This window comes from Providencia sneebia DSM 19967, assembly GCF_000314895.2.
In the GTDB taxonomy this organism is placed as follows: domain Bacteria; phylum Pseudomonadota; class Gammaproteobacteria; order Enterobacterales; family Enterobacteriaceae; genus Providencia; species Providencia sneebia.
The window spans coordinates 655843-670232 of sequence record NZ_CM001773.1 but is presented as its reverse complement, the minus strand read 5'-3'; the positions used below and the strand labels follow the sequence as shown (position 1 = coordinate 670232).

Annotated in this window: 10 protein-coding genes; 4 read left to right on the top strand and 6 right to left on the bottom strand. The window is 38.0% G+C overall.

Features of this window, described 5'->3' with window-relative positions; genetic code table 11:
- Positions 1-12: 12 nt before the first annotated feature.
- Both OO7_RS02680 and typA read right to left on the bottom strand, forming a co-directional pair.
- The gene (locus OO7_RS02680; RefSeq protein ID WP_008914425.1) at positions 13-564 is read right to left on the bottom strand and encodes a fimbrial protein; all 552 of its coding nucleotides are present in this window, start codon (positions 562-564) and stop codon (positions 13-15) included.
- A 1565-nt stretch (positions 565-2129) separates the two neighbouring features.
- Entirely contained in the window at positions 2130-3953 is a 1824-nt protein-coding gene (gene typA, locus OO7_RS02675) for a ribosome-dependent GTPase TypA (protein ID WP_008914424.1), read from the bottom strand.
- Positions 3954-4405: 452 nt separating this feature from the next.
- Here typA and OO7_RS02670 point away from each other — a divergent pair, with 452 nt between their 5' ends.
- From OO7_RS02670 to glnG, 4 genes are all read left to right on the top strand, one after another.
- Entirely contained in the window at positions 4406-5086 is a 681-nt protein-coding gene (locus tag OO7_RS02670; protein WP_008914423.1) for a PadR family transcriptional regulator, read from the top strand.
- Between the two features lie 331 nt (positions 5087-5417).
- Positions 5418-6827, top strand: coding sequence for a glutamate--ammonia ligase (gene glnA, locus OO7_RS02665; RefSeq protein WP_008914422.1), 1410 nt, complete (start codon positions 5418-5420; stop codon positions 6825-6827).
- 173 nt (positions 6828-7000) lie between these two features.
- Complete coding sequence (gene glnL / locus OO7_RS02660; RefSeq protein ID WP_008914421.1) at positions 7001-8050, top strand: nitrogen regulation protein NR(II); 1050 nt, start codon at positions 7001-7003, stop codon at positions 8048-8050.
- Positions 8051-8059: 9 nt separating this feature from the next.
- Positions 8060-9493 carry a nitrogen regulation protein NR(I) gene (gene glnG, locus OO7_RS02655; protein ID WP_008914420.1) on the top strand — a complete coding sequence of 478 codons (1434 nt, stop codon included), beginning with the start codon at positions 8060-8062 and terminating at the stop codon, positions 9491-9493.
- 59 nt (positions 9494-9552) lie between these two features.
- Here glnG and hemN read toward each other — a convergent pair whose 3' ends face one another.
- The 4 genes from hemN to OO7_RS02635 all read right to left on the bottom strand — a co-directional run bounded on the left by hemN (position 9553) and on the right by OO7_RS02635 (position 14389).
- Entirely contained in the window at positions 9553-10926 is a 1374-nt protein-coding gene (gene hemN, locus OO7_RS02650; protein ID WP_008914419.1) for an oxygen-independent coproporphyrinogen III oxidase, read from the bottom strand.
- Between the two features lie 219 nt (positions 10927-11145).
- Positions 11146-11673, bottom strand: coding sequence for a Der GTPase-activating protein YihI (yihI, locus tag OO7_RS02645; protein WP_008914418.1), 528 nt, complete (start codon positions 11671-11673; stop codon positions 11146-11148).
- 278 nt (positions 11674-11951) lie between these two features.
- On the bottom strand, positions 11952-13286 hold the full coding sequence (locus tag OO7_RS02640) for an NCS2 family permease (RefSeq protein WP_008914417.1): 1335 nt from the start codon (positions 13284-13286) through the stop codon (positions 11952-11954).
- Positions 13287-13636: 350 nt separating this feature from the next.
- Positions 13637-14389: an amino acid ABC transporter permease gene (locus OO7_RS02635; protein WP_008914416.1), complete on the bottom strand. Its 753-nt coding sequence runs from the start codon at positions 14387-14389 to the stop codon at positions 13637-13639.
- Between the last annotated feature and the right edge of the window lies 1 nt (position 14390).

The following is a 14390-nucleotide window of genomic DNA, read 5'->3' as shown; positions in this document are numbered from 1 at the left end:
ACTATATTTTGATTAGTAAGCCATTGTGAACAGCAAGTTAGCTTCTACAGTACCATTTTTAACTGCTGCAGTATTCAATGCTTGCATTGCAGTTTTAACATCAATGTTGTAGATTTTGTTAGAAATATCAGCGCCTGGAGTGCCCGCTTTTTCTAAAACATAAATGTTTTTAGCTGGAGTAACTTTAGTCGTTGTACCATCTTTAGTGAAAGATAATACGATACCAGCGCCAGTACCATTATCACTACCAAAGAAGTTAATTGGGTCAACGTTATTTGAACCAGCTTGTTCAATAACTTGCAGACCTAGGTCAGTGTTTGCGCCAGAAGATGCACAGCTTTGAACGCTGATCATGAAGTTTTTAGCACCAACTAAAGTATCATTTGCTTTAAAATCAGCTTTAGTATAGTTACCTAGATTGATAACTGACTGGCTTGTCGTAATATCACAAGTATAGTTAGTAATATTACCACTGATTTTAACTTCTGCGTTTTTACCTGCATATGCAGAAATTGAAGCCAATGCCAAAGCTGAAACTAAAGATAGTTTAACAAACTTATTCATATTATTAATGATCCATATTTTTGTGTTTTATTGAGATAGGCTTATGCCTATTTTCCGATAAAATTTTGAGTATATAGCCACTCAAAACTCTAAATTAAATTTCATTCAATATAAAAAGACCACTTACTAATTAAATTAGTAAATTATTTATAAATCTTACCTTATTTAATATAAAAAGATAAATTACCAATAATATTAGTAATTAATTTATAGGCCTTATCTTATTTAATATTTTTCCGCCATTTAATTAGCGAAGAATATATACAAACAATATCGCTTAGTAAACCGATGAGATAACTATCAATAAGCATTACTTTCAAAGAAAAAACCTATTAAATATATTAGTAATTTTCATGATTAAAAAAATAACAATATATATCAACATATTAAAATTAATCATTTACTTATTAACGATAAACAAATAAAGAGTATCAATTTTAGAGAAAATATTTAGTAACATTAACGCGCTCATACGTTACAAACGACAATAAATAAATATATATAATTTATAACTTCTTAAACAAATAAAAGTTATATTTATATTATCAATACGTATTGATATCTATTCTTATATAGAAAACTCTTAAATATAAAAACAAAAAAGTAATATAAATTATTTTATTTCATATAAATTCAATAAGTTACTTTATTAACCCAATTATTAATTGTTTTTAAGACGTATATTTACTTAGTTACATTACCTTATATTATAATAATTACTTATTTCTCATAAAATAAAAGACACTATTTTAAATATTTATTTTAGAAAATTAACAAATTTGAATTACTTTAATAACAACCAGAATAAAATATTGAGTTTACAATATAATACCTAATAGATAATCTAATATCCTACTATTTCATTCTATTAAATCATGCTATTTTTTAATTAGTTTATTTCTAGCCTTCATTAATAATGACTTATAATCTATATAATCATTGTTAAAATTAATAATTTGTATTTCTTTTTAACATTTAACTCAAATAATTAGTAATATTTGAAATTAAATTAAGTCATGATTATCTATTCTTAAAATTGGCATTCATCCTTTTTATTTTCATTTTTATATAAATAAAGTCATAAACAAAAATAAAAATTCATCTATAGGCCTTAGAAACCTTTGATTACCCATTTTTAGGGTAATAATCATCGGCTATACAAAAAGATTTGCCAAAAATAAAATTGCTAATCGCTATAATTAAATATAAGAGGTTATTGATAAGCATCAACGTGTAAAGTTTACGGCTATTTACCAAATAAAGGGCAACAGCTACCTATGATAAGCACATCAACGTAACACAAGATACTAATGGAAGTTTTGAGGAAAGGTTCTATATAAACACTGATCATTACAGTATGAATAAATAAATTCGCACTCCTAGGCGTGTATTTCAGCAGGTCTAATCAAGATAATAGTTGTATTTAACAAGAATAGTGTAATTCATTTAAAGGTGATGACAAAAGCCATTATAACGCGATAAAAAAAACCACCCGCCTAAGTGGGTGGTTATCATTTAAGGCTATCACTCACTAACTGTGAGCACCTCGACAATGCTAAAGATGATTAATCATCTTTAGAACGACTCGCACGACGGCGATCGTTTTCAGTCAGGTGACGTTTACGTAAACGAATAGATAGCGGAGTAACTTCAACTAATTCATCATCATCAATGAACTCAAGTGCTTGTTCCAGAGTCATTTTAATTGGTGGTGACAGCGTTGTTGCTTCATCCGTACCTGATGCACGCATGTTAGTCAGTTTTTTACCGGTTAAACAGTTAACGGTCAGGTCATTAGAACGTGAGTGAATACCAATAATTTGGCCTTCATACACTTCTGCACCGTGACCTAGGAACAATTTACCGCGGTCTTGCAAGCTGTACAGTGCATAAGCAACTGCTTTACCTTGACCATTAGAGATCAGAACACCATTTTGACGACCACCGATTTCACCCGGACGAACATCATCATAATGGCTGAAAGTAGAATACAGAAGACCCGTACCTGAAGTCATTGTCATGAATTCTGTACGGAAACCAATCAGACCACGGCTAGGAATAATGTAATCAAGACGCACACGACCTTTACCATCTGGCATCATGTCACGCAGGTCACCCTTACGCTCACCTAATGCTTTCATCACATCACCTTGGTGTTGTTCTTCAACATCAAGAGTCACTTGTTCGAAAGGTTCTTGCTTACGGCCATCAACTTCACGGAAGATAACTTTAGGACGAGAAACCGCTAATTCGAAACCTTCACGACGCATGTTTTCAATCAGAACAGATAAATGCAGCTCACCACGACCAGAAACACGGAATGCATCTGGATCTTGAGTTTCTTCAACACGCAGTGCAACGTTATGTACAAGCTCTTTGTTCAGGCGGTCAAGAATTTGACGTGAAGTCACATATTTACCTTCACGACCACAGAAAGGTGAGGTGTTAACACAATAGAACATGCTAACTGTTGGTTCATCTACTGCCAATGCTGGAAGTGCTTCAACATTACCGACATTACAAATAGTATCAGAAATGTTTAATTCACCTAGACCAGTCAATGCAACAATGTCACCAGCTTCAGCTTGTTGTGAATCGATACGCTCTAATCCTAAATGTGTTAGAACTTTACCAATTTTGCCGTTACGCGTTTTACCTTCACTATCAATAACAGTGACTTGTTGGTTTGGTTTCACAACACCACGTTTGATACGACCAATACCAATAACACCTAAGTAGCTATTGTAATCTAACTGTGATACTTGCATCTGGAATGGACCTTCCAGATCAACTTTTGGTGACTCGACATATTTAACGATAGCTTCGTAAAGCGGCGTCATGTCTTCTGCCATGTCAGTGTATTCAAGACCAGCAATACCGTTTAAAGCAGATGCATAAACGATAGGGAAATCAAGTTGCTCATCCGTCGCACCTAAGTTAACGAATAAGTCAAAGACTTGGTCAACAACCCAATCAGGACGTGCGCCCGGGCGGTCAACTTTGTTGATAACAACAATTGGTTTCAAACCATTATCGAATGCTTTTTGAGTAACGAAACGTGTTTGAGGCATTGGACCATCAGTTGCATCAACCACTAGCAAAACGCAGTCAACCATTGACATTACACGTTCAACTTCACCACCAAAGTCGGCGTGACCTGGGGTATCTACGATGTTGATACGATAGCCATTCCATTGGATTGCGGTATTTTTAGCAAGGATGGTGATACCACGCTCTTTCTCCAAGTCATTGGAGTCCATAACACGCTCATCAACAGTTTCACGTTCACCGAACGTGCCTGATTGTTGCAGCAATTTACCAACCAGTGTTGTCTTGCCATGGTCAACGTGAGCGATGATGGCGATATTTCTTAAATTTTGAATTGACAAGGATTTTTACCGTTTAATTGACAGGAAACGAATATGCATTATCGACTTAAAACAGTTCAAGTCGCACCTAAGCGACCAATGAAATTATTTCGACAAACATACTTTCTACGTTAATTTGCTGTTATTTTACACGTTTTTCAGCGCAAGTGGAATAAATGTGAATTTCATCACTGAATAAAAAGTTTTTAACTAAAAAACATCCAGTTGCATAACAATGAAAGAATATAACAAAAAATAATTCATATCAGTACTGAGAAATCACAAAGTTACAGAATAATACGCTATATACGAAATATTAGCAGCCCAAAAAAAGCATAAAAAATAAATTTTCTTTGACTACATCCATTTTTCGCCCTTTTTTTACCATTTAGATATATCTAAATTGACGAATCAGATATATCGGAATATAGTTAAGCCAAGTTAATTCGATATATCTAAACAAGGAGAACTATATGCGAATTCATTCCTGTCGTCACGCTTATCATTCACGCCATGAAGATGATCATGGTCGTCGTGGTTGTCATGTTGAAGGTCATCATGGTCATCACGAAGGTCATCGTGATCATGGGCGCTGTGAAAACCGCCGCGGACATGGCGAAGGTCGCCGTCACGGAGAAGGCCGTGGAAGAGGCCGCGGTTTGCGCCGCTTATTTGACCACGGTGACTTACATATCATGATACTTTCACTCGTCGCCAAAAAACCAAGTTATGGCTATGAAATTATCAAAGATATTCAAGAAGCCTCAAGCGGCCTTTATGTGCCAAGTCCAGGTGTTGTTTATCCAACATTAACTCTGCTCGAAGAACAAGGTTTCCTCGAATCAGAAATTGTTGAACGTAACCGTAAAAGTTTTAAAATTACGGCTGAAGGTTCAGAACATTTACTAAAAAATCAATATGTTGAAACAGTTATCTTCCGTAAATTAGCTAAAGCTCGTGATATGCAAAATGGTGGAAACCTGACTGAAGATATTGAAATGGCAGTACATCGTTTCAAAGCACTTTTACGTCATAAAATGGTATTAAAACAATTAAGCGAAGATCAAACTCGCCAAATTGCTCACATCATTAATGATGCTGTTCAACAAATTGAGCAAGTAAATACATTATTAACTGATAATGAAGATGAATAATCTCTGTGATTTAATCTTCTCATTCAATTAATCGGCCTTGTGCTTTGACGTCAAGCACGAGGCAAATTAAATTGCACCGATTTAGTGCGGACCCTCATTATAATGCACCAAAACAATGCACAACCATTCTCTATTTCCTTCCTTTATATGTCATTATCTCGCAACAATCTGTATTTAAACTATATTAAAAAGTTGGCACGCTTTTCGCTTATAATATCTTAAGAGCATATGTTGTGAAAAACTGACGCTAACAAGCCAGAAATAATTGCAAAAAACCAAGCTACCCTATGGCTGTTATTTTGCTGACCCGACCTGACCAGGAGAGCTGATGATGTCTGCAGAACATGTTTTATCATTGATAGAAGAACACAAAATTAAATTTATCGACATGCGTTTTACCGACACTAAAGGTAAAGAGCAACACATCACTATCCCAGTTCATCAAGTCAATGAAGACTTTTTTGAAGAAGGCAAAATGTTTGATGGCTCATCAATTGGTGGCTGGAAAGGTATTAACGAATCAGACATGGTATTAATGCCAGATCCTTCAACAGCGGTACTTGACCCATTTTTTGCTGAGCCAACACTGATTATCCGTTGTGACATCCTTGAGCCGGGCACGATGCAAGGTTATGACCGTGATCCTCGTTCAATCTCACAACGTGCGGAAAACTTTTTACGTTCAAGCGGTATTGCTGACACCGTTTTATTTGGGCCTGAACCTGAATTTTTCATCTTTGATGATATCCGTTTCGGCAACAGCATGCACAGCAGCTACTATCATATTGATGATATTGAAGCAGCATGGAATACAGGCACCAAATATGAAGGTGGTAATAAAGGCCATCGACCAGGTGTGAAAGGCGGTTATTTCCCTGTTCCACCCGTCGATTCATCTCAAGATCTGCGCTCAGCAATGTGTACAACAATGGAAGAGATGGGATTAGTTGTTGAAGCTCATCACCATGAAGTTGCTACTGCGGGTCAAAACGAAGTTGCATGTCGCTTTAATACAATGACGAAAAAAGCGGATGAAACTCAAATTTATAAATATGTTGTTCATAACGTTGCTCATGCCTATGGTAAAACAGCAACATTTATGCCGAAACCACTTGTTGGTGATAATGGTTCTGGTATGCACTGCCATATGTCACTGTCAAAAGATGGTGTTAACTTATTTGCAGGTGATAAATACGGCGGCTTGTCAGAAATGGCGCTGTACTATATCGGCGGTATCATTAAGCATGCTCGTGCGCTGAATGCCTTTACTAACCCGACAACTAACTCATACAAACGTCTTGTACCGGGTTATGAAGCACCTGTAATGCTTGCTTATTCTGCTCGCAACCGCTCTGCATCAATTCGTATTCCGGTTGTTGCAAGTACAAAAGCACGTCGTATTGAAGTTCGCTTCCCAGACCCTGCCGCTAACCCATACTTGGCGTTCGCCGCTCAGTTGATGGCTGGTCTTGATGGTATTATTAATAAAATTCATCCTGGTGATGCGATGGATAAAAACCTGTATGACTTACCACCAGAAGAAGCAAAAGAAATCCCAACAGTGTCAGGTTCTTTAGAAGAAGCTTTAGCTGAATTGGATAAAAACCGTGAATTCTTAACTCGCGGTGGCGTTTTCACTAACGATGCTATCGATGCTTATATTGAGTTACTACGCAGCGATATTCAGCGCGTTCGTATGACTCCGCACCCATTAGAATTTGAAATGTACTACAGTGTGTAACACGCCGTTCCACTGCTAGTCTTTGTTGCCGTGAAATATTTGCCCCATCTCTGATGGGGCCTTTTCTCTCTACGCCTTGTTAGGTTATCTCTCTAAGACTAATTCGACTTACATTACAGCTTTGTTGGGAAAATCAAGTATAATGCACCAAAATAGTGCAGGAGCGGAATGACATGAAAACCGAACATTTGCCAGCCCCCGAATATATTCTTGATTCACTCATCAATAGCGTTTTAATCATGGATTATGATCTCGTTATCCATTATGCCAATCATGCCGCTTTAGAAATTTTGGCTCAAAGCCAACGCAAGATATACGGAACCCCCCTGCCAGTACTTTTTAGCTATTGTTCTTTAGATGAAGAGTTGATGCTTAACAGTTTAAAAGCAGGGCACAGTTTTACAGATAACGAAGTCACTCTTGTCTTTAATAATCACTCTCATGTGATGTCTCTTAGCGCCCAGCCCTTCTCTACACAATTTATTTTACTTGAGCTTTCTCAATTAGATAGCCAACGTAAATTCAGTCAAGAGCAGGCTCAGAATGCACAACAATTAGCCGCAAGAGAACTGATTCGCGGACTTGCACATGAAATTAAAAACCCATTAGGTGGTTTACGTGGTGCCGCACAGCTACTTGCTAAAGCACTACCCGATCCACAATTAAATGAATATACACAAGTCATTATTGAACAAGCTGATCGCTTACGCGCATTAGTTGATAGATTACTTGGCCCACAATATCCAGGTCCAAAGACATTACAAAGTATTCACCACAGTGTAGAAAATATTGTTCGATTAGTTTCCCTAGAAAAGCCAAGCAATGTCATATTGAATCGTGATTATGATCCAAGCCTGCCCGATCTTGAATATTATCCTGATCAAATAGAGCAAGTTTTATTGAATATTATTCGCAATGCACTGCAAGCTCTATCTGATACAGGTGGCTCTATCACATTGCGCACTCGCACCGCTTTTCAAGTCATGCTTCAAGGCGAACGCTACCGTTTGGCCGCCAGAATTGATATTGAAGACAATGGACCCGGCATTCCACTGGCAATCCAAGATACTTTATTCTATCCCATGGTCAGTGGGCGTTCAGGGGGAACAGGGCTTGGCTTATCTATTGTCCATAGTTTAGTTGATCAGCATGCAGGAAAAATTGAGTTCACGAGTTGGCCTGGTCATACCGAATTTTCTATTTATCTACCAATCAAAAAATAGGAGATAACGATGCAACAAGGAAAAATTTGGGTTGTCGATGATGACAGTTCTATTCGTTGGGTGCTTGAACGCGCCTTAAATAGTGCATCGTTTAATTGTACATGCTTCGATAGCGCGGACGCCGTTCTTGCTGCATTAGAAAACGATCATCCTGATGTTTTACTCTCTGATATTCGAATGCCCGGTATCGATGGCTTAGCCCTTCTCAATCAGCTAAAACAGTCGCATCCTTTGCTACCCATTATTATAATGACAGCACATTCAGACCTTGATGCCGCAGTGAATGCTTACCAATCTGGTGCGTTTGATTACTTGCCTAAACCTTTTGATATTGATGAAACTGTAGCATTAGTGGAGCGTGCTCTCAGCCACCGCCGAGAACAAAGCCAAATTGAAAGAGATCCTAAGCAAAACGTAGATAGCGTATCAACAATGATAGGTGAAGCACCCGCAATGCAAGAGGTTTATCGCATTATTGGTCGCCTTTCCCGTTCCTCAATCAGCGTGCTCATTAACGGCGAATCTGGCACAGGTAAAGAGCTAGTTGCACATGCGCTGCATCAACATAGCCCTCGAGCAAATGCCCCATTTATTGCATTGAACATGGCTGCCATTCCAAAAGATTTAATTGAATCTGAATTATTCGGCCATGAAAAAGGCGCATTTACAGGCGCTAATCAAGTGCGGCAAGGCCGTTTTGAGCAAGCAAATGGCGGTTCGCTTTTCTTAGATGAAATCGGAGATATGCCACTTGATGTACAGACTCGATTATTACGAGTATTAGCAGAAGGTCAATTCTATCGTATTGGTGGTTACACCCCAGTTAAAGTTGATGTTCGTATTATTGCAGCGACCCACCAAGATCTTGAGAAACGCGTTACAGAAGGTCTGTTTCGAGAAGATTTATTCCATCGTTTGAATGTTATCCGAGTTCAGTTACCACCTTTACGCGAAAGAACAGAAGATATTCCTCGCCTCGCACACCATTTTTTACAAAATACGGCCAAAGAACTTGGTGTTGATAGCAAAATTTTGCACCCAGATAGCGAGCGAATTTTACAGCGCTACTATTGGTCTGGAAATGTCCGACAGCTCGAAAATGTCTGCCGTTGGTTAACAGTTATGGCAGCGAGCCAAGAAATTTTGCCGCAAGACTTACCTGAGGATTTGATTAACCACTCAGCCCAAAATGAAGGTATGTCGGAGTCAATCACGACAACGAGTTCTAACATAACATGGTCAGAATTACTGGAACGTTGGACAGAAGATGCATTAACTGAGGGTAAAGAAGATTTACTTACTCAAGCAACCTCTTTATTGGAATACACCATGTTAACTTGTGCCTTAAAATATACTCAAGGCCATAAGCAGGAAGCCGCTCGATTATTAGGATGGGGAAGAAATACGCTAACTCGTAAGCTAAAAGAGTTAGGGATTGAGTAAAAAACTAAATTTAAATCTATGAGGCTCAGTATAAAAAGAGCCTCATCGCTTTCACTTAGTTAAATCACACGTGAAAATTGACGCTGGCGCATCTGACTGCGTAAATATACATCAAAACACATGCAAATATTGCGGATGAGTAGACGGCCTTGAGGTGTGACGTAAATACCTTGTTCTGTCACATCAACTAATCCATCCTCTTCCATTGGTTTAAGTAATTCTAAATCTTCAGCAAAGTAGGCTTTAAAATCAATCGGGTACAATGCTTCAATTTGCGCGAAATTTAACTGGAAATTACAAATCAATGTTTTAATGACATCACGGCGCAAGCAATCATCTTCGGTCAATGATAAGCCTCGCCACAAGGCGTTTCCTTGTTCTTCAACCTGCGCATAATAGGTTTTTAAATCTTTTTGATTTTGTGCATAGCTATCACCCAACATGCTAATTGCGGAAACACCTAACCCCAATAAGTCACAATTTCCTTGTGTGGTATAACCTTGGAAATTTCGATGTAAAATGCCTTCTCGCTGTGCGACAGCCAGTTCATCTTGCGGTTTAGCAAAGTGATCCATACCAATAAACTGGTAACCTGCTCCCGTTAATGTTGCAATCGTCTCCTGCAAAATATCGAGTTTTTGCTCTGCACTTGGTAAATCTTCATCTTTAATTTTACGCTGAGCCGCAAATAAATTGGGTAAATGTGCATAATTAAAAACACTTAAACGATCTGGTGACAGCTCAATCACTTTTTTCAGCGTAAATGCGAAACTTTCTGGTGTTTGCTTAGGTAGGCCATAAATCAGGTCAATACTGGTCGAGGTAAAACCTATTTCCTTTGCTCGTTTAATCAATGCAAAAATAAATTCCTCATCCTGTTCACGGTTAACCAGCATTTGTACTTCTTTATTAAAATCCTGCACACCCATGCTCAGGCGATTAAACCCTTCTTTACGCAAATGATTAATCATATCCAATTCAATTTCGCGTGGATCAACTTCAATTGACATTTCAACGTCATCAGCGAAATGAAAATGTGTTTTGAGCACAGAAACTAAATGGCTAACTTGGGATTTATCTAAATATGTGGGTGTCCCACCACCCCAATGCATTTGTGTCACAGTACGATTTTTTAATAATGCAGCACGTTGACTGATCTCTTTTTCAATTACCCGTAAATATTCATCTGCTTTATGTTTTTGGCGGGTAATTAATTTATTACAACCACAGAAATAGCACAGCTTATGGCAAAAAGGGATATGGACATAAAGTGATAATGGATTATCAGGATAACGTTGTGTTGCTGCAATAAATGCACTTTCATCATAATCCTGATTAAACTCCAAAGCCGTTGGATAAGATGTATAACGCGGCCCTGAATAATTATATTTTTGGATAAGAGAAAGATCCCAAACGATATTTTGCTCTGACATTAACACTCCTCAATTGCGCCCTATTGCCTAAAATTCACCTACGGACGGCATCTTATATATTATTTTAATGGCGAATTATTATACATATCATATCACATAAAATGGATTATAATTTTTTGAGAGGTCAGCCATGTTGATGTAACGCTAAAGTTAGCATTGATTGCTTTAAATTTAGACAATCCCCATCAGTATTCTACTGACAGGGATATTAAGAAGGGATTACTTACTTTTTAGAATACGCATGATGTCATCAAGCTTTTCTTCATCTTCCTCTTCTTCTTCATCTGTAAATTCAATGCCTAAGATAGCCATCAATTCATCAATACGATCTAAGCATGTATCAATATACTGCTGCTCTTTTTCTGTGATCGTTTCGCCATCTTCAAGGCGCGCTAACAAGCTATCTAAACGATCATCTTGCTCTAACATTTCCAGCTCTTGCTCTGGTGATAATTTCACTTTTGCAACAGGCTCTTTTGGTGCCACTAGCGGTTTCGCAACAACCTTATCATCCATAATTAATGGCACAGGTTTTTTACTGCCTAAACGCGGGTCAATGGATTGATTTTGATTACCGTTTTGACCACCCGATGATTTATCTTGATAGCGATTTCCTGATTTATGGCCACTGTGTTTTTTCGCACGTTTGCGTGCACGGCCTTCTGCGTTCAGCTCTTCTTTTGTTTTACGATATTTTTTCTTAAGTTTACCTGCGGTTTTATTGGCTGGTTTATTTGGTGAATTCATGATCTGATACCTTGATAAAGTCAGTTTCTGCTGCGGAATCTAGCAGAATCCCACCAGCGGTGAAAGTATTTACACATTAATTAAAACAGTTTTTTTGTGTTTTGCTTATTTACTACAATTGATTATAGCGCGGATTAGTAGGAAAACGCCCTACAAGTCGGTTAATTTTGTAAGGTATAAATGGAATTTATAAAAATAATAGAGAGAGAAATAACAAAGTAATAAGTGAGTTATAAGAATACGGCTCTAAAAAAAGAGCCGTTTATTAAGATCAGTAACTACGCGTCAACTAATACCATTTTAAGAATAAATAGAATAGAAACTAAAATGACACATAATCCGAGGTCACGCCAACGACCTGTACCAATTTTCATCACACAGTAAGCAATGAAACCCAATGCAATACCTTCCGTGATTGAGAAGCTAAATGGCATCATGACGGCAGTAATAAAAGCTGGAACAGCTTCTGTCAAATCATTCCATTTCACGCGCGTTAAACTGGATGTCATCAGTACACCAACATAAATTAACGCACCTGCGGTTGCGTAAGCAGGAACCATACCCGCCAGTGGTGAGATAAATACCGTTAATAAGAATAGAATACCAACAACAATCGCAGTTAGACCTGTACGTCCACCAACAGAAACCCCAGCAGAACTTTCGATATACGCAGTCACCGAAGATGTTCCCATTGCTGAACCTGCAACCGAGCTTAAGCTATCAACATATAATGCTTGTTTCATACGTGGGAAAGTTCCACGTTCATTGGTGATACCAGCTTTATCTGTCACGCCAATCATGGTGCCTGATGAGTCAAACAAGTTAACTAACATAAAAGCAAAAATAACACCTGAAAGGGCGAGATCAAGCGATCCCATAATATCGACTTGGCCAACGACAGTAGTAATACTGGGTGGCATAGAGAAAATGCCTCCATATTGCACATCACCTAATGCCAAACCAATTAATGTAGTGATCACAATAGAAACTAAAACAGCAGCATGAATATTACGCGCCGCTAAAATAGCAATAATAAAGAAGCCCAAAGCGCCTAGCCAGACATTATGCTGAGTAAAATTTCCGATAGAAACTAATGTATCTTCATTTGGCACAATAATACCGGAGTTTTTCAGCCCCATCATGGCAATAAAAAGACCAATACCGCTCGTGATCCCAACGCGCAAACTTAATGGAATATTAGCAATAATCCAGTAACGAATACGGAAAAGAGTTAGGATAAATAAGCCAACGGCTCCCCAGAATACGGCTCCCATCGCAATTTGCCATGAATAACCCATCGCTCCGACAACGACAAAAGCGAAAAAGGCATTCAGCCCCATTGCCGGTGCGACAGCAATAGGTAAGTTAGCAAGCAGTCCCATGAAAATACTGCCGAGTGCAGCAATCAAACATGTGGTAACGAAAACGGCTTTAATATCCATCCCCGCAACTGACAAAATTTGTGGGTTAACAAAGACGATATAAACCATGGTTAAGAAGGTCGTAATACCTGCGATAACCTCTGTTCGTGCGGTTGTGCCATGTTCTTGCAGCTTAAAAAAGCGTTGTAACAGACCCTGCTGTTGTACAGGACTAGAAGATTGATTACTCATTAGATAGTGCGCCCAAAAAAAGTTTTTTTCGCCCTATACTACAACAAACAAATACAGAGTGTTACCGCTAAAATTAAAAAAAGAAAACGTTTGCGTTTTAAAAAGAGCAAATAAGGTGATAACACACTGATACAACGGATGAATTATGTCCGGTTGAAAAAAAGATATTTTTAATTGGTAGAGTTCAGATCGTAGGCGTAATGATAACTTCAGTTAGCAATACTAATCTTATTAAGTCTAATCAATCAAAATCAGATAGTTAAACCATTTTGAGCATTAATATAAATATAATGTTAATTTGAATAATCTAAGAAAAGTAGCGGAAGAGCTAATCTTCCGCAATAAGAAACTCAAGACGCAGAGGCTAATTTTGGTCTACGCCAAAAGAAAAAGGAACGTTTTACTGCTAACTTATCGCCGCCTTGTTGATTACTTAATCTTTTAGCTACAAGGTTGGCAATAATTTCCAAAGTTAAACACATCACAAAATAAATTAACGCAACAAACAGGAAAACTTCCAACGGGTAGACCATTTCGCGGTTATTTACCTGTGTTGCTAAAAACGACAGTTCAGCCACACCGACAATATAAGCTAATGAAGTATCTTTAATTAAAGCAACCCATTGATTGATAAATGAAGGTACCATCATGCGTAATGCTTGAGGTAAGATAATTTGCCATAAAACTTGCCAACGGCTAAAGCCTAATGATAAGCCCGCTTGCCATTGCCCTTTTCCTATCGCTAAGATACCTGCTTTTACTGCATGTGCTAAATATGCCGAAGTAATTAATGCTAAAGCACAAACGACAGAAGCGATCCCTGGAATTTCTGTTCCTAATACAACAGGTAGAAAGAAATAGGTCCAAAAGATCAGCATAATGACAGGAATTGCACGAAAAAAGCCTAAAACAGCTGCAAACAAGTTCATCCAGAAACCACGCAGCATCGCTAAAGCCACACCACCTAATGTCCCAAGGACAATTGAAACTGCCCCCGCAATTAGACTGATAATTAATGTCAACGCTGCCCCTTCTATCGGGCCGTTTGGAAACGCACCAAATAGAAGATATTGCCAATTTTGCTCAATAACTGAAAAGTCCATT

Coding starts and splice junctions, on each gene's coding strand:
- OO7_RS02680 (WP_008914425.1), bottom strand. CDS start 564: ATGAATAAGTTTGTTAAACTATCTTTAGTTTCAGCTTTGGCATTGGCT.
- OO7_RS02670 (WP_008914423.1), top strand. CDS start 4,406: ATGCGAATTCATTCCTGTCGTCACGCTTATCATTCACGCCATGAAGAT.
- glnA (WP_008914422.1), top strand. CDS start 5,418: ATGTCTGCAGAACATGTTTTATCATTGATAGAAGAACACAAAATTAAA.
- glnL (WP_008914421.1), top strand. CDS start 7,001: ATGAAAACCGAACATTTGCCAGCCCCCGAATATATTCTTGATTCACTC.
- glnG (WP_008914420.1), top strand. CDS start 8,060: ATGCAACAAGGAAAAATTTGGGTTGTCGATGATGACAGTTCTATTCGT.
- hemN (WP_008914419.1), bottom strand. CDS start 10,926: ATGTCAGAGCAAAATATCGTTTGGGATCTTTCTCTTATCCAAAAATAT.
- yihI (WP_008914418.1), bottom strand. CDS start 11,673: ATGAATTCACCAAATAAACCAGCCAATAAAACCGCAGGTAAACTTAAG.
- OO7_RS02640 (WP_008914417.1), bottom strand. CDS start 13,286: ATGAGTAATCAATCTTCTAGTCCTGTACAACAGCAGGGTCTGTTACAA.
- OO7_RS02635 (WP_008914416.1), bottom strand. CDS start 14,389: ATGGACTTTTCAGTTATTGAGCAAAATTGGCAATATCTTCTATTTGGT.